17 protein-coding genes are annotated in these 21,658 nt (G+C 53.2%); 14 read left to right on the forward strand and 3 right to left on the reverse strand.

Going from position 1 to position 21,658, the window contains the following annotated elements; genetic code table 11:
* The first annotated feature begins 25 nt into the window (after nucleotides 1-25).
* The 7 genes from B5X72_RS00715 to B5X72_RS00745 are packed head-to-tail and all read left to right on the forward strand — an operon-like array spanning nucleotide 26 to nucleotide 11,882.
* On the forward strand, nucleotides 26-3,004 hold the full coding sequence (locus B5X72_RS00715) for a SusC/RagA family TonB-linked outer membrane protein (protein ID WP_079714888.1): 2,979 nt from the start codon (nucleotides 26-28) through the stop codon (nucleotides 3,002-3,004).
* Between the two features lie 12 nt (nucleotides 3,005-3,016).
* A complete protein-coding gene (locus tag B5X72_RS00720) occupies nucleotides 3,017-4,606 on the forward strand; it encodes a RagB/SusD family nutrient uptake outer membrane protein (protein WP_079714889.1) in 1,590 nt (529 codons plus the stop codon).
* A 16-nt stretch (nucleotides 4,607-4,622) separates the two neighbouring features.
* A complete protein-coding gene (locus B5X72_RS00725; RefSeq protein ID WP_079714890.1) occupies nucleotides 4,623-5,639 on the forward strand; it encodes a SusE domain-containing protein in 1,017 nt (338 codons plus the stop codon).
* A 16-nt stretch (nucleotides 5,640-5,655) separates the two neighbouring features.
* Nucleotides 5,656-7,533 (forward strand): glycoside hydrolase family 13 protein, encoded by a 1,878-nt coding sequence (locus tag B5X72_RS00730; RefSeq protein ID WP_079714891.1) that lies wholly within the window; start codon nucleotides 5,656-5,658, stop codon nucleotides 7,531-7,533.
* Entirely contained in the window at nucleotides 7,530-8,198 is a 669-nt protein-coding gene (pgmB, locus tag B5X72_RS00735; RefSeq protein WP_079714892.1) for a beta-phosphoglucomutase, read from the forward strand. Before B5X72_RS00730 ends, pgmB begins: the two co-directional genes overlap by 4 nt.
* A 25-nt stretch (nucleotides 8,199-8,223) precedes the next feature.
* Complete coding sequence (locus tag B5X72_RS00740) at nucleotides 8,224-10,545, forward strand: glycoside hydrolase family 65 protein (RefSeq protein WP_079714893.1); 2,322 nt, start codon at nucleotides 8,224-8,226, stop codon at nucleotides 10,543-10,545.
* 44 nt (nucleotides 10,546-10,589) lie between these two features.
* Complete coding sequence (locus B5X72_RS00745; protein ID WP_245826768.1) at nucleotides 10,590-11,882, forward strand: MFS transporter; 1,293 nt, start codon at nucleotides 10,590-10,592, stop codon at nucleotides 11,880-11,882.
* Nucleotides 11,883-11,900: 18 nt separating this feature from the next.
* Here the strand turns inward: B5X72_RS00745 and B5X72_RS00750 are convergent, their stop codons facing one another.
* On the reverse strand, nucleotides 11,901-12,875 hold the full coding sequence (locus B5X72_RS00750; protein WP_079714895.1) for a polyprenyl synthetase family protein: 975 nt from the start codon (nucleotides 12,873-12,875) through the stop codon (nucleotides 11,901-11,903).
* Between the two features lie 147 nt (nucleotides 12,876-13,022).
* Here B5X72_RS00750 and B5X72_RS00755 point away from each other — a divergent pair, with 147 nt between their 5' ends.
* On the forward strand, nucleotides 13,023-13,598 hold the full coding sequence (locus tag B5X72_RS00755) for an RNA polymerase sigma factor (RefSeq protein ID WP_079714896.1): 576 nt from the start codon (nucleotides 13,023-13,025) through the stop codon (nucleotides 13,596-13,598).
* Between the two features lie 7 nt (nucleotides 13,599-13,605).
* A complete protein-coding gene (locus B5X72_RS00760; protein WP_079714897.1) occupies nucleotides 13,606-14,706 on the forward strand; it encodes a S1 family peptidase in 1,101 nt (366 codons plus the stop codon).
* Between the two features lie 87 nt (nucleotides 14,707-14,793).
* Here the strand turns inward: B5X72_RS00760 and B5X72_RS00765 are convergent, their stop codons facing one another.
* Nucleotides 14,794-15,429, reverse strand: coding sequence for a peroxiredoxin (locus B5X72_RS00765; protein WP_079714898.1), 636 nt, complete (start codon nucleotides 15,427-15,429; stop codon nucleotides 14,794-14,796).
* Nucleotides 15,430-15,529: 100 nt separating this feature from the next.
* Here B5X72_RS00765 and B5X72_RS00770 point away from each other — a divergent pair, with 100 nt between their 5' ends.
* The 3 genes from B5X72_RS00770 (at nucleotide 15,530) to B5X72_RS00780 (ending at nucleotide 17,596) form a co-directional block, all read left to right on the forward strand.
* Nucleotides 15,530-16,282 carry an EcsC family protein gene (locus tag B5X72_RS00770; RefSeq protein WP_176146044.1) on the forward strand — a complete coding sequence of 251 codons (753 nt, stop codon included), beginning with the start codon at nucleotides 15,530-15,532 and terminating at the stop codon, nucleotides 16,280-16,282.
* An 8-nt stretch (nucleotides 16,283-16,290) separates the two neighbouring features.
* Complete coding sequence (locus tag B5X72_RS00775) at nucleotides 16,291-17,106, forward strand: helix-turn-helix domain-containing protein (protein ID WP_079714899.1); 816 nt, start codon at nucleotides 16,291-16,293, stop codon at nucleotides 17,104-17,106.
* Nucleotides 17,107-17,218: 112 nt separating this feature from the next.
* On the forward strand, nucleotides 17,219-17,596 hold the full coding sequence (locus B5X72_RS00780; RefSeq protein WP_079715375.1) for a VOC family protein: 378 nt from the start codon (nucleotides 17,219-17,221) through the stop codon (nucleotides 17,594-17,596).
* Between the two features lie 36 nt (nucleotides 17,597-17,632).
* Here B5X72_RS00780 and B5X72_RS00785 read toward each other — a convergent pair whose 3' ends face one another.
* Complete coding sequence (locus B5X72_RS00785) at nucleotides 17,633-19,249, reverse strand: sulfatase family protein (RefSeq protein WP_079714900.1); 1,617 nt, start codon at nucleotides 19,247-19,249, stop codon at nucleotides 17,633-17,635.
* 156 nt (nucleotides 19,250-19,405) lie between these two features.
* Here B5X72_RS00785 and B5X72_RS00790 point away from each other — a divergent pair, with 156 nt between their 5' ends.
* A complete protein-coding gene (locus tag B5X72_RS00790) occupies nucleotides 19,406-20,548 on the forward strand; it encodes an acyl-CoA dehydrogenase (RefSeq protein ID WP_079714901.1) in 1,143 nt (380 codons plus the stop codon).
* Nucleotides 20,549-20,620: 72 nt separating this feature from the next.
* Nucleotides 20,621-21,559: a bifunctional Delta(1)-pyrroline-2-carboxylate/Delta(1)-piperideine-2-carboxylate reductase gene (locus B5X72_RS00795; RefSeq protein ID WP_079714902.1), complete on the forward strand. Its 939-nt coding sequence runs from the start codon at nucleotides 20,621-20,623 to the stop codon at nucleotides 21,557-21,559.
* Nucleotides 21,560-21,658: the final 99 nt, after the last annotated feature.

Below are 21,658 nucleotides of genomic sequence, written 5' to 3' on the forward strand. Positions count from 1 at the left end.
AGCATGGAAACCAAAATGACTGAATATGATAATAAAACACACAAAGCGAATGCTGATGCTGTGCCTGCTGCTGGCGGGCACAACATTCCTGGCCCACGGACAAGGCGGGGCCATCACCGGCCGGGTGGTCGATGAACAGGGCCAGCCACTGCTGGGCGCTTCGGTGCAGGTGAAAGAACTGCGCCGAACGGCATCGACCGATGAAGACGGGCGGTTTGCGCTTCCGGATATTGCCAATGGCACGTATACGGTAGCGGTAACGTATGTGGGGTATCTGCCTGCGGAAAAGCGTGTGTCGGTGAGCGGTGCAGAGCAGGTGGCAGACTTCGAATTGAAACCGGATGAACAGTTCCTGAGCGAAGTGGTGGTGATCGGCTACGGCACACAGCAACGGCGTGATTTAACGGGGTCGGTGGCTACCGTAAGTTCACGCGAGTTTCAGTCGGGCACGATTACCACGCCGGAGCAGCTGATAGCGGGCAAGGTAGCCGGCGTGCAGATAACGTCGTCCGGTGGTCGGCCGGGTGCGGGCAGCACCATCCGCGTGCGCGCCGGGGCGTCATTGAATGCCAGCAACGACCCGCTCATCGTCGTGGACGGGGTGCCCCTCGCCGTGGGCGAAGTGCCGGGGGTTAGCAACCCGCTGAGCCTCATCAATCCAAATGACATTGAAACATTTACCGTGCTCAAGGACGCCAATGCGACCGCGATTTATGGTTCGCGGGCGTCTAACGGCGTAATCCTCATTACGACGAAAAAGGGAACGGGCAGCCGGACAGCCATCAACTTCAGTACGCAGCATGCGCTGGCGACGGTGGACCGGAAGGTCGATGTGCTTTCGGCGGATCAGATTCGCGACTATGTGAATGCGAATGGCAGCGAGGCGCAAAAGCAGCTGCTGGGCAGCGCTAATACCGACTGGCAAAACGAAATCTACCGGCCGGCGTATACGACCGATAACAACCTCAGCATTGCCGGAAGGGCTGGAGATCTGCCCTACCGTGTTTCGGCCGGTTTCCTGAATCAGGATGGCGTGCTTATGAGCGACCGCCTGCAGCGTACGTCTGCGGCTATCAGTGCCAGCCCGATGTTATTCAACAATACGCTGAAGGTAGATATAAACCTCAAAGGCTCGCACACCCGTTCCAGGTTTGCCAACCAGGACGGCATCGGGGCCTCAATCCAGTTTGACCCCACCCAGCCGGTACGCACCGACAATGCGTTCGGCGGTTACTGGGAGTGGCTGCAATACGATGCGGACAACGACCGGCATGTGCCTAATCCGAATGCGCCCCGAAACCCGGTTGGCCTCATTGAGCTTAAGGACGATCAAGGCGATGCGTACCGCAGCTTCGGGAACATACAGCTCGATTATGCCCTGCCGTTTGTGGAAGGGCTGCATGCCAACCTGAACCTCGGCTACGATGTGTCCAGGGGAAAGGGCGGTGTTTTCATTCCGGCTATTGCGGCGCAGCGGTTCAGCACCGCCGGCGAAGTCACCCGCTATCAGACAGATATATTCAACCGGGTAGGTGAGTTTTACCTCAATTACACCAGGCAGCTCGCCGGAATAAACGGCCATATCAATGCCACGGCGGGTTACGGTTATTACGACAACAAATCAAGGATAAATAACTATAACCGTACCAGCGAGGACGGCACCGTATTGAGCGAGCCTGCGTTTCCGTTTGATGAACCGCAGAACCGCCTGATCTCATATTATGGGCGCCTGATCTATACGCATGCAGACCGTTATATCCTCTCGGCGACGATCCGTACCGATGGTTCCTCGCGGTTTGCCAGCGAAAACCGCTGGGGGGTGTTCCCCTCTGTGGGCCTTACCTGGCGCATCAGGGATGAACCCTTCCTGCGGGATAACCGGGTGTTTTCGGATCTGAAACTGCGGCTGAGTTACGGGGTTACCGGCCAACAGGACGGTATTGCCAACTACTCGTACCTCCCCAACTATGTCAGCAGTGCCAATGAGTCCATGTACCAGTTCGGCGATACCTTCTATTACATGCATACCCCTTTGGCCTATGACCGTGACATCCGGTGGGAAAGCACGGCCACCTACAATGCCGGGATCGACTATGGTTTCTTGGACGGCCGTATACATGGCAGCGTAGACGTTTATTTCAAGAAAACGAAAGACCTCCTGAGCGTAATCCCCATCCCTGTTGGTACCAACTTCAGTAACCTGCTGCTCACCAACGTAGGGAATATGGAAAACCGCGGCGTCGAGTGGAGTATCAACACCACGCCGGTAAGGGGCGAAGCGTTTACCTGGGACGTGGGGTTCAACTTTACCTTCAATACCAACAAAGTAACCAACCTGACCAACGTGGATGACCCGAATTACCTGATTGAACAAGGCGGGATCACCGGAAGCACTGGCAACCACATTCAGGCGCACGTCGTCAACTATGCGCCTTATAGCTTCCGTGTGCATAAGCAGGTGTACGACCAGAACGGCAGACCATTGGAGGGCGTGTACGCCGACCTGAACGGCGACGGTACGATCAACGATGACGATCGTTATTTCTATAAGTCGCCACTACCGCGGTATCTGCTGGGTTTTACCTCTCAGCTCGAATACAGGCAGTTTACGCTCACCACGGTACTCCGTGCCAATATCGGGAATTACGTGTATGACAACGTGTCGTCCAACTTCGGAAGCCGGTACAACGTGCTGGACCCCAATGGGCCCATCAACAATGCTCCCGTGGATTTCCTGAACACGGGCTTTGTGCAAAAACAGTACACCAGCGATTATTATATCCACAATGCATCGTTCCTTAAGATGGACAACCTTTCGTTGAGCTACAGGATAGACAACCTGCTGCGGGGCAGTGGATCCAGTCTGACGGTTTCCGCCAATGTGCAGAATGTGTTCACGGTGACAAAATATAAGGGGGTAGACCCTGAAATAAGCAACGGAATAGACAATCAGTTTTACCCGCGGCCCAGGACCTTCACCCTTGGGCTTAATCTGGGCTTCTAAAAATCAACGGCGATGAAGAGAACAACGATATTAATGAAAACGGGCTTGCTGGCAGCTTGGATGTTTGCCGCGTGTAGCCAGAATCTGGACCTGGTGCCGACTAACGATATCACAGCAGACATGGCTTTTAGTACACCTGAGGGGTATAAAAGCGCGCTGGCTAAAGTCTATGGCAGTTTTGCTACAACCAGCGGCAGAGGGCCTGGAGAAAGTGACCTCGGCGGGATCGACGCTGGTACGTCTGACTTTTTGCGGCTGTACTGGAATGCGCAGGAGCTGACAACGGATGAGGCTATATGTGCATGGCTTGGTGACCCCGGGATTCCCGACCTGAATTACATGAGCTGGAATTCCAGCCATATTATGCTGCGGGGGCTTTATACGCGGAGCATTTACCAGATTACCGTAGCGAATGAGTTCCTACGGGAAAGCACGGACGAAAAGCTGAACCAACGGGGGATTTCCGGCCCAGAAGCACAGGAAATTGCCCATTACCGTCTGGAAGCTCGTTTTCTTCGGGCATTCCAGTATTGGGTGCTGATGGATCTTTTCGGGAATCCGCCGTTTATCACCGAGACGGATGGGATAGGCAAGGTTCCCCCGCGGCAGATAACTCGGGCGGAGCTGTTTGGATATGTAGAATCAGAATTGCTGGATCTGGAGACACAGCTGACCGATCCCCACCAGAATGAGTACGGACGGGCAGATAAGGCGGCTGCATGGGCCCTGCTGGCCCGCATGTACTTGAATGCCGAAACCTATCTGGGCACAGGCAATGGAAAGTACACCGAAGCCATCACCTATGCAACGAAGGTGATCGATGCCGGATATGCGTTGATGGAAAACTACCGGCACCTGTTTCTGGCAGATAATGACCAGAACAATCCGGAGGTCATCCTATCCATCAATTACGATGGCATTCAGACCCAGAACAACGGGGGAACGACCTTCCTGATTAATTCGTCGGTGCATTCGTCAATGGGGCCTGCGTCTTTTGGCATACCGAACGGCGGATGGGGCGGCAACCGCAGCCGGAGCACACTGCCGCTGGCATTCGACGACCATAGTGGTGCTACAGATACACGGGCCATGTTTATGGGCGATCAGCCGGATATTGAAGATCCCAGTTTGTTTACCCAGGGATTGGCGGTGGCCAAGTTCAGGAACGTCACGTCTTCGGGCGAAAATGGCCGGTCGGTCAACGGGGTGTTCTGTTCCACGGACTTCCCCCTGTTCCGGCTTGCTGAGCAATACCTGATTTATGCGGAAGCCGTGCTGCGTGGGGGCAATGGCGGCAGTACTGCCCAGGCGATAGCCTACATCAACAGGCTCCGTGAAAGGGCTTATGGCAATACTTCCGGTAATGTAACCAGCATCTCGCTGGATGGCATTTTAAATGAGCGGAGCCGCGAACTGTATTGGGAGGCTTTCAGACGCACCGACCTGATCCGTTACGGCAGGTTTACATCCGGTGATTATCTTTGGCCGTTTAAGGGGGGCGTGGCTAATGGCGCGGGCGTTGAAAGTTACCGGACGCTTTTCCCTATTCCGGCGGCTGATTTGATTGCCAACCCGAATCTGACACAAAATACCGGTTATTAACAATTAGACTATTGCCATGAACAGATCATATTTAAGCAGCTTGTTTTTTGCGGCTATCGGAATGTTGATGATTACCGCCTGCGATAAAGACGAATCACGGCTGGTGCTGCAACCGGGCGATGGTCCGGCACTGCAGGCATCTGAAAACACACTTGTTCTGGAACGCGAGCATGCCGATGAGGAGGCTATCCGTTTTTCCTGGACGCCTGCTGACTTCGGCTATGCTGCGGCAGTGACCAACACCCTCCAGGTGGCCCGCAAGGGGACGAACTTCGAACAACCAAGGGAACGCATTGTTACGGCCGGTGAAAACAGTGCAGGCTTCACGACCTACGACTTCAACAGCCTCCTGCTGGCCCTTGAACTCCCGGTGGGGGAGGCGAGTGAAGTGGAAGTGCGGATACGCGCGAGGATAAACGAAGCGGTGGAACCGCTTTACTCAAACGTGGTGCAACTGACGGTGACGCCTTATGCTGCTATCAGTTACCTGTATGTCCCCGGGGCTTACCAGGGGTGGGATCCGGCTACGGCCGAAAGCCTGGTGTCGCCAACGAGCAACGGCATTTATACGGGTATTATCCGGTTCCCCGAGGCAGGTTCGGAGTTTAAACTCACCCCGGCCCGCAATTGGGATGATTCCTACGGTGAGGATGAACCTGGCTCCATTGTGCTGAATGGAGGTGCCAATATCAAAGCGCCGCGAGCTGGAAACCTTGAGGTCACCGTCAATACCAACGATAATACCATTGGCTATACCGACCACTCGTGGGGGCTAATCGGCAGCGCTACACCCGGGGGATGGGATACCGATACAGACATGGTGTATGACAACGCCAATGCCGTGTGGAAGGTGACCGTAACGTTGAATCCGGGAGAATTTAAGTTCAGGAAAAACCACGACTGGTCGGTCAACTTCGGCGTGCAGGACGGTGAACTGGTGGAAGGTGGGCCGGATATCGCGCATACAGAAAGCGGTACGTATGTAATTACGTTTGATCCGGTAGCCAAAGTGTACACCATGGTGAAACAATAAAAATCAGTTTTACGAGATGAACGTATTGCTCAGAATGAACGTGTTTTTCAGATGGATACCGGCATGTCTCCTGGCGCTGAGCCTGGGGATGCCGGCAGGCGCGTCCGGCCAGTCCGTAGCGCGCGTAGAGCCGCTCCACTGGTGGGTAGGCATGCACAACCCTGAATTGCAATTGCTGGTATATGGCGAAAATATTGCGGCTTATGAGCCGGAAATCGTGTTTCCGGGCGTACAGCTCACCCAGGTGCACCGGGTGGAAAACCCGAATTACCTGTTTCTGGACCTGCATATTGCGCCCAGTACCACACCGGGTAATGTGCCCATTGTGTTCAATGGATCCGATGGCCGGACCTTCAGTTGGGAGTATGAACTGAAGGCCCGCGAAGCCGACAGGACTAAGGCACAGGGTGTCCGTAGCGACGATGTGATTTACCTGATCATGCCGGATCGCTTTGCCAACGGCGACACGAGCAATGACATCGTGCCGGGCATGCGTGAAACGGCATTAAACCGCGACTCGATGTATTACCGCCACGGAGGCGACCTTCAGGGCATTATCAACAAGCTGGACTACCTCCATGACCTTGGGGTGACGGCCCTTTGGCTTAATCCGGTGTTGACGAATGATATGGAACAGGCTTCTTACCACGGCTATGCGGCGACAGAAAACTATCAAGTGGACCCCAGATTCGGTGACAATGAGCTGTACCGGAAACTGGCAGATGAACTCCACCGAAGGGGTATGAAGCTGATAAAAGATTTAGTGCACAACCACGTCGGGCTGCGGCACTGGACCGTTCTTGACCCGCCTGCTCCGGACTGGCTGAACCAATGGCCCACCTATACCAATACGACGTATAAAGATCAGGTGATTTTTGATCCCTATGCCGCCGAGGCTGACCGGAAACGGATGACCGATGGGTGGTTTGTACCCACCATGCCAGACATGAATCACCGTAATCCGTATGTGCGCAAATACATTACGCAAAGCCACATCTGGTGGGTGGAGTATGCCGGAGTTGATGGCTTCCGCCTGGATACGTATCCGTATAACGATCTGGATTTCATGGCCGATTGGGGTAGGCTCATCAAGGCGGAATATCCGGAGCTGACGTTCTTCGGCGAAACCTGGGTGCATGGTGTGCCCAACCAGGCGGTATATACCCAGGGCAGCACCATTAACCAGCGGTTTGATACGCATATGCCCGGGGTGACGGACTTTCAGACGCACTTTGCCATCATCGAAGCGCTCAATGGGTCGTTCGGCTGGACCGACGGTGTGAATAGGCTGTACAGCGTCCTGGCCAACGACTTCGTCTATGAAGATGCGTACCGCAACGTGGTGTTCCTGGATAATCATGATAAGAGCCGCTTCTTTTCAGAAGTGGGCGAAAATGTGGATAAGTATAAGTCCGGCCTGGCTTGGCTGATGACGACAAGAGGCATCCCGCAGCTTTATTATGGTGCGGAAATAGCCATGAAGAATTTTGCCAATCCGGATGGCATGGTACGGGAGGACTTTCCTGGCGGCTGGCCGGCGGATACCGTGGATAAGTTTACCGAGGCCGGACGCTCGGTACTGGAAAATGACATTTTCCAGTACATCCGCACGCTGGCTAACTACCGCAAAAGCAATCCGGTGCTGCAAACGGGCCGGATGATGCAGTATGTGCCGGAAGATGCCGTGTATGTTTATTTCCGTTACAACGATGAAAAGACGGTGATGGTGGTGATGAATACCGGAGAGGATGAGGCTGAAATCGATGTCTCCCGCTTTGAAGAGCGCATCCGATCAGCCACGCGTGCCAAGGATATCATCAACGGGAATACTGTAAACCTTACCGCTCCCCTCAGGTTGAACGCCAAATCCACGGCGGTGCTGGAATTACTATGACAGGCGACAGGAAGAACTGGAAACAGCTCGCTGCTGGCAAAGAAGCTTTCATCTTTGATTTGGATGGGGTGCTGGTAGACACAGCTACGTTTCACTACCGGGCGTGGAGGCGGCTGGCCAATGAGCTGGGCTTTGACTTTTCCATGCAGCAGAATGAACTGCTCAAAGGCGTAAGCCGCATGCAGTCGCTGGAGCAAGTGCTCACCTGGGGACGGATGCAGCAGGCCGGTTTGGACAAGGAGCACCTCGCCGAAAAGAAGAATGCATGGTATCTGGAACTTGTGGAACGTATGGGGCCCGACGATGTGCTGCCCGGTGTGCTGGCCTTTCTGCGTGCGGCGAAGGCAACTGGCATCCGCACGGCGTTGGGGTCGGCCAGCAAAAATGCCCGGCTCATCCTGGATCGCACGGGCCTGCAAGGGTATTTCGACGCGGTTATTGACGGCAACGCGGTAGTGCTGTCCAAGCCGCACCCCGAAGTGTTTCTCCGTGCGGCCGAAGCGCTGGGCGCTGCGCCGGATGCGTGCCTGGTTTTTGAAGATGCCCAGGCGGGCATCGATGCGGCAAAGGCTGCCGGCATGTCCGCGGTGGGCATTGGCAGCGGGACAGCGCTGCAACGGGCAGACCTTGTGGTGGCAGGGTTGGCGGACTTGAAGATAGATTGACGAAAGCACATAAAATGAACGTTGGATGAAGAACTATATCAAACATGACGAATGGAACATTATCGAAGAAGGATTTAATCCTGCGCTGAACAAAGTTTCGGAAAGTATTTTCAGCATCGGCAACGGACGTATGGGACAGCGGGCCAACTTTGAAGAGCGTTACGGCGGCGAAAGCCTCCAAGGGTCATATGTTGCCGGGGTTTATTATCCCGACAAAACCCGCGTGGGGTGGTGGAAAAACGGATACCCGGAGTATTTCGCCAAGGTGCTGAACGCCCCCAGCTGGATCGGTATCGACGTTTTCGTTGACGGTGAACCGTTGGATCTTCATCGGTTGGAAATCCTCCGTTTCAGGCGGCAGCTTTGCATGAGGGATGGCTACCTGAGCCGGAGTTTTACTGCGCGTTTCGAGGACGGCAGGGAAGTAGCCGTGGAAGCCACCCGGTTTTGCAGCTTGGTGGATGACGAATGCGGGGCCCTTAGCTACCGGATAAGTGCCCGGAATTTCGAGGGGCGCTTTGTCGTAATTCCTTATCTTGACGGTGGTGTCCGCAATATGGATTCGAATTATGATGAGACGTTCTGGGAGTACGTCGCTGCCAGCACCGCCCCGAACCGGTCGGTATTGACCATGCGCACCAAAAAAACGGACTTTTGGGTGACCACGGGCATGCACTATGAGCTGCTGGCTGATGAAGGGCGCATCCAGTGCAGTGAACAGGATGTCAGACGGGATGATTACATCGGCAAGTCCGTAACATTCGATCTGGCTGCCGGCCAGAGCATCGCCGTACGGAAATATGCCGTCGTCCTTTCGTCTGAAAACCATCCCAAAGCGGACATGGAGGCACGGGCATCGGCCATGCTGGACCGGGTGGTGGCCAAAGGTTTTGATCGCATGATGGTTGAACAATCTGAAGCTTGGGGTCAAAAATGGGAAGAAAGTGATATCCGCATCAGGGGAGACATTGCTGCCCAGCAGGCCATACGGTTCAACATCTTCCAGCTGCATCAGACCTACTCCGGTGAAGATGAGCGGCTCAATATCGGCCCCAAGGGCTTTACCGGCGAAAAGTACGGTGGGGCTACCTACTGGGATACCGAAGCGTATTGCCTGCCGTTTTACCTGGCCACGGCGCCGCCGGCCGTGGCTAAAAACCTGCTGCTGTATCGCTACAGGCATTTGCCCAAGGCGATTGAAAACGCCCGCAAACTGGGCTTTGATGGCGGAGCGGCGCTTTTCCCGATGGTTACAATGAATGGCGAAGAGTGTCATAACGAATGGGAAATCACGTTTGAAGAGATCCACCGCAACGGCGCCATCGCATTTGCCATCTACAATTATGTCCGGTACACAGGGGACGATGAGTACCTCGCAGACTATGGGTTGGAGGTGCTCATCGGTATTGCGCGTTTCTGGGCACAGCGCGTCAACTGGAGCGAATACCGGCAGCGCTATGTGATACTGGGTGTAACGGGGCCGAATGAGTATGAAAACAACGTCAACAACAACTGGTATACCAATACGATGGCGGTATGGTGCTTAACGTATGCGCTCGAGGCCCTTACTGCCGTCCGGCATGCTTGGCCTGCCAAGTATGAGGCTGTTATCACCAGGACGGCTTTCGACGAGCGGCATGAAACCGGCACATGGGAAACGATTGTCGAAAAAATGTACTATCCGGTAGATGGCGAGAGGGGTATTTTCCTGCAACAAGACGGTTTTCTGGATAAAGAACTGGTGCCGGCCGAATCACTGCCGGCTGAACAGCGGCCGCTGAACCAGCATTGGAGCTGGGATCGCATTCTGCGATCGTGCTACATCAAGCAAGCCGACGTACTGCAGGGCATATATTTGCTTGAAGATCGCTTTGATCTGGAGACCATACGGCGGAATGTTGACTTTTACGAGCCGCTTACCGTACATGAAAGCTCGCTGTCACCGTGCGTGCATGCTATCCTGGCGGCCAAGCTGGGCGATGAAGAGCGGGCTTACCAATTTTATCTGCGCACGGCAAGGCTTGACCTTGACGATTATAACAACGATACGGAAGATGGGCTTCACATCACATCCATGGCGGGCACATGGATGAGCATCGTGGAAGGCTTTGCGGGTATGCGCGTTCGGGATGGACGGCTGCATTTCAGCCCCATGTTGCCGGTGAAGTGGCAATCGTACGAATTCAGTATCCGGTTCCGGGGTACGGTGCTGACGGTTAAGGTAAGCCGTTCAGGAGTGTTATTGGCTCATAGTGGCAGCGATCCGCTCACGGTTTTTGTCTTTGGTCATCCGTACCGTGTGCCACGTGAAGCGAGCGTTGAACTGGCGGGAGGGCAGCGGATATGAATGTTGTGAAAAAGCCGCGCCTGCGCCTTGGCCAGATTGTAAGTATGAGCGTTGGGTTTTTGGGTATCCAGTTCGGCTTTGCATTGCAGAACGGCAACGCCTCCCGTATCTTGCAGACGTTCGGGGCCGATATTGAGCAGTTGTCGCTGTTTTGGCTCGCAGCACCGCTCACGGGCATGGTCATCCAGCCCATTGTGGGGCACTATAGTGATCGGACGTGGACGCGGCTGGGGCGCAGGCGGCCCTATTTCCTGGCAGGTGCGTTGTGCTCTGCCGTCGCGCTCGTGCTGATGCCTAATGCGGCCGCGCTGACCGCACTGCTGCCATCGTTGTGGATTGGGGCGGGTATGCTGATGATTATGGACGCGTCATTCAATGTCGCGATGGAGCCGTTCCGGGCGCTGGTAGCCGATAAGCTGCCCGATGAGCAACGGAGTGTAGGGTATTCGGTACAGTCTTTTCTCATCGGGTTAGGGGCGGTGGCCGGCTCTTGGTTGCCCTATATCCTGGCGGAATGGGTGGGGGTACCCAAAACCGCGGAGACGGGATATATACCGGACAACGTGCTGTTTTCGTTCTATATCGGCGGCGCAGTGCTGCTGGGCGCAGTACTGTGGACGGTGGTGACCACGCGGGAATATCCACCCGAAGCGCTGGAACGTTTTGAGGCGGCAAGCGGAGCTGAGCAGCCGGCCGGCAAGCGCAGCGGGTTATGGGCGATATGGCGGGATTTCCGTGAGATGCCGCCAGTGATGAGGCAGCTGGGATGGGTTCAGTTTTTTTCGTGGTTTGCCTTGTTTTCCATGTGGGTGTTCACGACGCCGGCTATCGCGCAGCATGTATACGGCGTGCGTGCGGGCGATACGTTCTCCCTGCGATACGCGGACGCCGGAAACTGGGTGGGCATTTTATTCGGTGTGTACAACGGGGTCGCTGCGGTTTACGCTCTGGCGCTGCCGCTGATTGCCCGGCGGATGGGCACAAAAGGAGCGCACGCCGTGTCCTTGCTAGCCGGCGGTATCGCCCTAATTGCTATTTACTTCATTCCGGATCCCCGGTTTCTTTTGTTGCCGATGGTTGGGGTCGGGATGGCTTGGGGCAGTATACTGGCCATGCCTTACGCCATCTTGTCCGGCAGCATCCCGGCGCGCAAGATGGGGGTGTATATGGGGATTTTCAATTTCTTTATCACCTTTCCGCAGATCGTGAATGGCTTCTTCGGCGGCTACCTCGTGAAATACGCTTTCGGTGGGCAGCCAATTTATTCGATTATGATGGCAGGCGTATTGCTGCTTGTTGCCGCAGCGCTGGTGTTGCGAGTGAAAACGGCGCGTTGAGCCGCTGCTCCGGGAACGTCAGCTCGTCCGGTTGAGTAAAGTCTGTGCCAATGTCCGCAAAGGCGTTTTACGGGTTGTATGAACGCCAATGGCATCCAATGCCGCATAAGCCTGCTCGATGTATCGCTGTTTGGCCAGTTCAGCCGCCTGCCTGACACCGAGGCGGTCGTATAGCACCGTTACGGCGTTTACCTTCGCTTCCGCCGGACCATCGGTGGCCAGCCACCGGTCCAGTTCCGGCCGGATGTCCGTGCCTGCCGTTTCAAGGGCCTTAATCAACAGGTACGTCTTCTTATTGGCCAGGATGTCGCCCCCCCTTTGCTTGCCGAACTGTGCGGGGTCGCCATATACATCAAGGATGTCATCCTGCAACTGGAAAGCCAGACCGACATTCACGCCGAAGTCATATAGGTGTTGCGCGTCATTGTCATCCGCATTGCCCAGAATTGCACCCATCTTCAGGGCGGTGCCAAGCAAGACAGAGGTTTTTAGCCGGATCATCCGGAGGTAATCATCAATACCCACCGATGCCATGTTTTCGAAATCCATATCCAGTTGCTGCCCTTCGCACACTTCGGTTGCCATGGTGTTGAACGCCTCCAAAAGCTGCGGCAATTTTTCAGGTGGGCATTTTGCCAGTTGCCGGTAAGCCATGATAAGCAGGTTGTCGCCCGAAAGAATGGCCACGTTGGGATTCCATTTTTCATGGACAGTTTGCTGCCCCCGCCGCAACGGGGCATTGTCCATGATATCGTCATGCATCAACGAGAAATTGTGGAACAGTTCGACCGCCAGTGCAGCTGGCAGTGCGTTATCCGTGTCGTCAACGGAAAATAGGTCGGCCGCCAGCAAGGTAAGCAATGGACGGATACGCTTGCCGCCAATTTGCAAGAGGTATTTGATGGGTTCATAGAGGTTTTGGGGAAATTCAGGCATATCAATTTCCTTCAGCCCTTCTATTATCCGTTGCTGCAATTGGGCAGTATTGTGCATGACTCTTAATTTTGCGGCTAAGATAGGGATTATTTTAATGAACGGTCGCCGATTACCCATCACGGATCACCAGCCAAATAATCAAAAAAAAGTATTACGTTTGGCAAGGGATATGGGTTACTATTCGGGGTAAAAGCGTATTAATAAGTGAGTAAATTGAATAAGACTGCCATACTGGAAGCTGATCAGAAAACCGTTGACGGTATTGCCCATGGCAATGCCACCGTTTTGGCCGGATTATATAGCGATTATTTCCCCATGGTGTTAAACATGGTGCTGCGAAATAACGGTACGGAGGAGGAGGCGAAGGATATCTTTCAAGAGGCAATTATTGTGCTGTACGATAAAATTAGGCAGGGTAATTTTACGTTGAGCAGTAAGTTAAAAACTTATCTTTACTCGGTGTGCCGCCGGCTGTGGCTTAAGCAACTGGCCAGTCAAGGGCGGGTATATCATGATGTAGACAGCTATGAGGAAATCATTCCGGTGGAGGAGGATTTAGCGATGCATCATGAACGTGATTTACAGCTGTCGATGATGGAGCGGGCGTTGGACAAGCTGGGGGAACCTTGTCGAACCATTATCCATGATTTCTATATATCGAATTTGTCGATGCAGGAAATTTGCGAAAAATTCGGATATACGAACGCGGATAATGCGAAAAACCAAAAATACAAATGCTTGCAGCGGTTAAAGAAAATATTTTTTACAGCGGTTAAGTGAAACGGAGATGATGAACGAGCAGGAATTTATAACACGGGCGGAGCGCTATTTGAACGGCGCAATGGACAACAGCGAGCGAATCGCTTTTGAACAGTATTGTGAAACGCATCCGGAGGCGGCTGAGCAGCTGGCCACCCATCGGTTATTTTTACAGCAACTGAAGGAACATGCAGACCGGGTAGCATTTAAACGCACGCTGTCGGCGGTAGCGGCCAACTATCAGGCAAGCCCGGTGATTGCTGCCCGGCGTGAACCGATACTGGTGACGCTATGGAATAAATATAAAATCAATTCATTGATTGCGGCGAGTGTTGCCGTGGTCGCCGTATTTTCAACATTATGGCTGTCGGGGTATTATAAAACCATCCAAAAGACCACGACCAACTACAGTGAGTTGAAGCGGGATATGAATACCGTAAAGAAAAACGTCAATGCGCAAAATGCGGTGATACGCAACATCAACAGCGAGAAGCTAAAAGACGGGCAGGCCGAAAGTCACTTTGGCGCTACGGGCTTCCTCTTGTCAGCCAACGGGTATGTCGTGACCAATTACCACGTGGTGAAAGGCGCTGACTCGGTACATCTCCAAAACACCAAAGGAGAAGTTTATAGAGCGGAGGTGATTTATGAAGATCCCAGTCATGATGTGGCCATGTTATATATCCGGGACAGTACGTTCAAAGCGTTGAAAGCTACGCCTTACACGTTTAAGGAGACGCCGTCGGAGCTTGGGGAGGATGTGTACACCATTGGGTTCCCGCGGGATGAAGTGGTGTACGGGCAAGGCTACCTCAGCTCGCGTACAGGATATGCAGGGGATACCACGGCTTATCAATTGTCCATTCCTGTCAATCCCGGGAACAGCGGAGGGCCGGTCCTTGACAGTAAAGGTAATGTTATCGGTATTATTAGTGGGAAGCAAACCGGTATCGATGGAGCTTCATTTGCTATCAAAACCGAGGCCTTGTTGAAATCCATCTCGGCTGTCCCGGTGGATTCATTGGATAACAGGCCAACCATCAACAAAAGGAATACACTCCATGGCCTGCGGCGAACGGAACAAATAAAACGCATACAGGACTATGTGTATTTAGTAAAAGTCTTTTAGTGGGCTTTGTGAAATAACGAAAGCGGTTGGTACTGATGTCCAACCGCTTTTTTATTGCTTGCTTTGTATCTTGCCTTCCCAAGCGGACTAAATATTCGGCTGCGGCGTCGTACGCAGGTAGGGCTTGATGATGGTGTGCCCTTTGGGAAACCGCTCCGGAATCTCTTCTGTCGGGACAGCCGGTACCACAATGACATCTTCACCGTGCTGCCAATCTGCCGGTGTGGCTACACTGTAATCAGCAGTGAGCTGCAGTGAATCAATCACGCGGAGAATTTCCAGGAAATTCCGCCCGGTCGAAGCAGGGTAGGTCAGCGTAAGTTTGATTTTTCGATCCGGTCCGATAATGAATACCGAACGAACTGTGGCGGTTGCCGACGCGTTGGGATGTATCATGTCGTACAATTCGGAGACCTTCCGGTCTTCATCAGCAATCAGCGGAAAATCGACTTCGCAGTTTTGCGTTTCATTAATGTCGTTTATCCAGCCGGTATGCTTATCCAATGGATCCACACTTACGGCCAGCACCTTCACATTCCGTTTGTCAAACTCCGCTTTCAGCTTGGCTGTACGTCCAAGCTCCGTTGTGCACACCGGCGTATAGTCGGCCGGATGTGAAAATAATACGACCCAGCTGCCCTCGGTGTAGTCGTAAAAATCGATTTCTCCTATTGTCGTCACCGCCTTGAAGTTTGGTGCGGTGTCACCCAATCGTAAGCTCATGTTGCGTTCCTCCTTATGTTGTAGTCTACAAAGTTAATAGATTTTATCACAATACAAAGCGATGTAACAATATATCACTTTGTTCCATCTAAAAAACACGATGGAAGGCGAATCGTTTGGAGAAATATCACCGGAGTACCGCAAAAGGGTATTGATCGAATTAGCTTTCTGGCAGCTTAAGATGACCAAAAAGCAGCCGGTCGGCAGTGTGTGGGCGAAAAACATACAAAGCAAGCTCAACAACCTCATTCCCGAAAAGGTGCATCAGGCGATTACCTACACCATCGAGAAGATGGTAAAGGGAGTGCTTTTCGGGGCGCAGTATACGATGGCATCGCCGAGGACGTACAGTAGTTTTCAACTGCGCGAGGCGTATGCATTGCGACTTATTGAGACCTACAAAAAGACGGCCTCCGTAGAAGGTGCGGTTACCGGAGCTGGCGGCATCTTAATGGGGATTGCTGATTTTCCGGCCCTGCTGGCCATTAAAATGAAAATGCTGTTCGATATCGCAGTGATATATGGTTTTGATGTAAAGACGTATAAAGAACGGCTTTTCCTGCTCACGGTGTTTCAGCTGGCTTTTTCGAGCCATAAGCACCGCGGCGAAATATATAACCGTCTGCTCCGTTGGGAAGCTTACGCAGCGGAATTGCCCGACGACGTTGACAGCTTCGACTGGCGGACGTTCCAATTGGAATACCGCGATTATATCGATCTCGCGAAAATGGCGCAACTGATCCCCTTGATTGGTGCGGCTGTAGGTGCTGTGGTCAATTATCGTCTGGTGCAACAATTGGGGACGGCAGCGATGAACTGTTATCGGATGCGGATATTGGAGAAGGACGAATAAGCCAAACATTGGATACGCTGACCATCATACGGGCGGGATATAAGCCCATACAACCTACCATAACACCGGCGGGCGAGTCGGTGACATACGAAGAAATATTGCCGGATCATAGGCTGCGCCCGTATATTTATTGTTATTGGCAGCTCAAAACGAAGGCTCCCCTACAGGCGCCGTTTACTTACCGGGTAGTGGCCGATGGATGCATCGATGTCTTCTTCGAGTTAGACCGACCTGAGGCGAGCTTCGTGATGGGCTTTTGTAAGCGGTATACGGAGTTTGAACTGGATAATGCGTTTAACTACGTCGGTGTCCGGTTTCTGCCTACGATGTTTCCGCAGTTGTTCAGCGTCGACGCATCCTCGTTGAGCAACCGTACCGAGGACTTGGGCGCTGTCATTCCGTCCATGGCCCGTTTCGTTGCGGATCGGTTTGCCCCGGACCTGCCCACCCCTGCTGTCTGGCAACGGCTGGATGATTATTTTCTTCAGCATCTGGCCGACATCGATTTTAATCAGGACCCGCGCTTATACGGCGCCATTGCCACGATCATGCAGAAATCGGGTGTGCTGAACCTGGAAAAAGACATCGATAGCGGTATCAGCCCGAGACAGCTGCGGAGGCTTTTCGAATACTATATTGGCGACACGGCAAAGACGTTTTCCAAAGTGGTGCGTTTCCAAAATATCCTCCGCGCTAAACCTTCAACCCAAAATCTTCGGGAAAATAAGCTGTTTTATGATGCAGGCTATTACGATCAAGCCCACTTTATCAAAGAGTTCAAAAGCTTGTATGGCGTGACACCGAGTCGCGCATTTGGAAGGTAACTCGTCCGATTTTTACAATTTTAGGTCGCCATTTCGGTGCATTTTTGCATAGGCAAGACAAAAGAATTATTGCGTGCATGCAAGTAGCAGGCAACACAAAAATCCAGACAAAATGAAGTTAAATGCAGGAATCATCACCGAAAAACTGGCCGAAAGCAAGGCCTTTTACACCGAAACACTGGGGTTTGGGGTAACATTCGAAAGCGAGTTTTATCTCCTGTTGCATACCCCGGGCCATACCGCTGAAATCAGCTTTCTGTTGCCTGATCACCCTTCGCAGCAACCCTTATTCCAGCCTGCATTTGGCGGACAGGGAATCTATCTTACCATCGAAGTGGAGGATGTGGATGAATTATACGAAGCGGTAAAAGCGAAAGGGGTCCCGGTAGCAATTGACCTCAGGGACGAACCGTGGGGTGACAGGCATTTCGCCATTGTCGATCCCAACGGCGTCGGGGTCGATATTGTTACGTATTCGGCAACGGAATAAACCCTTTTTGTCCCGCGGACATCGGAGTATGTGTTGTCAAGGGGTCCCCTTTTCCAGATAGGGTCGCAGGTATTTATGATTGTTTTCATCCGAATCCCCATATTGCGTCCGGACAGCGGTTAGCCGTTTATGCATGCTGTCCCGTACCTCTTTATAAGCGGGATCATCATATACATTTTTCATTTCCCTGGGATCCTCTTGCAGATCATACAGTTCCCACTCGTCGATATCGTAATAAAAGTGGATCAGTTTATAGCGGTCGGTCCGGATGCCGTAGTGCCGCTTGACGGCATGGATGGCTGGATATTCGTAATACGTGTAGTAGATGGCATCGCGCCAGTCGTGGCTGCGTCCGGCGGCTAACTCCCGGAATGATTCGCCCTGCATATCCGGCGGGATGGATGCCCCTGCATAGTCCAGGAATGTCGGAGCAAAATCAAGGTTTTGTACCAGTGCGTCGATTTTCGTTCCCGGTTTGATTTCTTTGGGATACCGGATCAGCAGTGGGGTGCGGAGCGACTCTTCATACATGAATCGCTTGTCGAACCAACCATGTTCACCGAGGTAGAACCCCTGGTCGGAAGTATATACCACGATCGTGTTTTCCGCCAGTCCATTAGCTTCAAGGTATTCGAGCAGTCTCCCGACACCATCATCGATGGAAGCGATGCATCCGAGGTAATCCTGCATATAGCGTTGGTAGCGCCAGCGCATCAATTGGGTGTCCGATAGCTGGCGGAAATCTCTTCTGAACGCATCATTGATGGGATCATAGACCGCATCCCAGGCCGCACGCTGGGCGGAATCCATGCGCCCGAGATTATTGTTGTAAGCCGCTTTATCCCATTCAATCGGGCTGATGAGTCCCAGTTCATCCACCACATCCGGCCTTAGCTTGGAATCGCCTGCCCAATTCATGTCTTTCAGGATGTTCATTTCCGCTGTTTTTGCGGCGGTACCGCGGCCCTGAAAATCATCAAACAGGCTTGACGGCTCGGGAAATTCCATTTGGGTATATTCCGGATAGTGTCGCTCAGCAGGAAGCCACTCGCGGTGTGGCGCTTTTTGGTGATACAACAGGCAGAACGGTTGATCGGGGTTTCGTTGATCCAGCCAGTCAAGCGCGAGGTCGGTGGTGATGTCTGTGACATAGCCATGCAACTGCCTTTTTTCGCCGTTGATAATGAAGTCAGGATTGTAATAATGCCCTTGTCCGGGAAATACGGCCGAATAGTCGAATCCCTGCGGCAGGCCATCCATGTGAATCTTGCCAACCATCGCGGTCTGGTACCCCGCTTGCTGCAGCAGCTTCGCAAAATTGTCCTGATTCCAATCGAACGGTTGCTCGTTGTCCACCTTGCCGTTCACGAAGCTGTGCTTGCCGGTCAGCAGTACCGCGCGGCTTGGCGCGCACAGCGAATTGGTCACGGTGGCGCGGGTGAAAAGTGCACCCTCGTGGGCGATCCGATCGATATTGGGTGTTTTATTCAGCCCGTGGCCATAGGCGCTGACGGCTTGGTAGGCGTGGTCATCGCTCATGATGTAAATGATATTAGGGCGTCGGGTATGCTTATCGGCAGGCGGATTACAGGCTATGCATAATAGGTATAATAAAACAAATGTCCAGGGGATGCGTGATGACAGTGATTTCATTCGTTGGTTATTGTGAGTCCGCTATGGGTAGGCAAAAGTACACAATTTGGCTGCAAAATGGATATACTCCCGGTGCCGGGCCCGAAAATCCAACATGGTTTTGCTATGCAAGCATAGCATTTTTGTTATATTTGCTTCGTAAGGAGCCTGTCAATTATGATTTTCGAACTCACCGAAGAACAACGAATGATCCGGGATATCGCTCGGGACTTTGCACAAAACGAGTTGAAACCCGGCGTCATCGAGCGCGATGAGCAACAGCGCTTTCCTGCCGAACAGGTCAAGAAGCTGGGCGAACTGGGCTTTTTAGGGATGATGGTCGCCCCCCAATACAACGGCGCAGGGCTTGATGCGGTATCGTACGTATTGGTGATGGAAGAGCTTTCGAAGATTGACGCGTCTGCATCGGTGGTGGTGTCGGTCAACAATTCGTTGGTGTGCTACGGCCTCGAACAATACGGCACAGAGGAGCAGAAAGAGAAGTACCTAAAGCCATTGGCTGTGGGGGAGCACATCGGCGCATTCTGCCTCTCGGAACCCGAAGCGGGGTCAGACGCCACCTCACAGCGTACCATGGCTGCGGATATGGGCGATTATTACCTGCTTAATGGCACCAAAAACTGGATTACCAACGGCAGCACCGCCTCCACGTACCTGGTGATGGCCCAAACCCATCCCGAAAAGGGGCACCGGGGCATCAACGCGTTCATCGTGGAAAAAGGAATGGAGGGATTCACGGTTGGGCCCAAGGAAAATAAGCTGGGCATCCGCGGGTCAGATACGCACTCGCTCCATTTCAGCGATGTAAAAGTGCCCAAGGAAAATCGCATCGGGGAGGACGGTTTCGGATTTAAGTTTGCCATGAAGACACTCGAAGGCGGGCGTATCGGCATTGCGGCGCAGGCACTGGGTATTGCTTCGGGCGCGTATGAGCTGGCGCTGAACTATGCCAAGGAGCGTCAGACCTTTGGCAAACCCATCGCCCAGCACCAAGCTATCCAGTTCAAGTTGGCTGATATGGCCACTCAGATAGAAGCGGCAAGGTTGCTTTGCCTAAAGGCTGCCTGGTTGAAAGATCAGGGCCAGCCCTATGCGCAGGCTGCTTCCATGGCCAAACTGTACGCCTCCGAGGTGGCGATGAAAACTACCGTCGAAGCGGTGCAGATTCATGGGGGCTACGGCTACGTAAAAGAATACCACGTCGAACGCCTGATGCGCGACGCCAAGATTACCCAAATCTATGAAGGTACCTCGGAAATCCAACGGATGGTCATCACAAGGGAAGTACTCAAGGATTGAAGTTAAAATCGATTCAACAACGGTTAATTTCCGTTAGCCCATAGATGGGCAATGCATTTACCTTTGTCCGGTATGATACACATTACCAAGGATCAAGTTACGGCGGCCTTGAACTATCCGGCGTTGATCGACGCCCTGCATGCCATCTTCCAATCCAGCTATACGATGCCGGTACGGCATCACCATTTTTATCAGACGGAAGAAGGTGTTGAAAATACGCTTATCTTGATGCCGGTTTGGAATGACCGCTACCTGGGAGTTAAGCAGGTGGTGGTCGCCCCGGCAAACGGCGGTAAAGCGCTGCCGGCGATACATGCGAGCTATATGTTGATGGATGCCGGCACAGGTGTACCGCTGGCGCAGCTGGATGCCGCTGCGCTCACCGCACGGCGTACGGCTTGTACGTCGGCGCTTGCCGCTTCCTTTCTGGCTCGCGCCGATGCGGAGTCCTTGTTGGTCGTTGGCGGGGGAAAAGTGGCTCAGCATCTTGTGCAGGCCCATGCCGTAGTGCGGGCCTATCAACGTATGGCTGTTTGGGCGCGAAATCCTGAGCAATCGCGCGCGCTTGCAGACCACCTGGCCGGCCAGGGGTATCGCGTTGAAATTGCTTATGATTTGGAGGAGGCTGTCCGCGAAGCCGATGTGATCTCATGCGCGACCTTATCGCCCTTGCCACTTATCAAAGGAGCATGGCTGAAGCCCGGTACGCATCTCGATCTTATCGGCTCACATACGCCGAAAACGAGGGAGGCGGATGACCAAGCAATTCAAAGGAGTCGTGTTTTTGTCGATTCCCGCGAAGGGGCGCTTCACGAAACCGGGGAGCTGGCCATCCCCATTGCCCGTGGTGTACTGGCGCCTGGCGATGTGCGGGCCGATATCGCGGAGCTGTGCAAGGGAATACACCCCGGTAGAACGCTGCCTGAGGAAATAACACTTTTTAAATCGGCGGGATTGGCTGTTGAAGACTTGGCTGCCGCCCTGCTGGTCTATCAATCAGTGAAGGGCTGAAGGCAGGTCTGGCATTTGCCATAAGGATGTTACACGCCCGGCGCAAATTAGGGTAAGAAAGGTTAATATGCTGCTATACATATTTGCTTGCCAACACTT

The sequence above is a fragment of the Parapedobacter luteus genome (genome assembly GCF_900168055.1).
Classification (GTDB): domain Bacteria; phylum Bacteroidota; class Bacteroidia; order Sphingobacteriales; family Sphingobacteriaceae; genus Parapedobacter; species Parapedobacter luteus.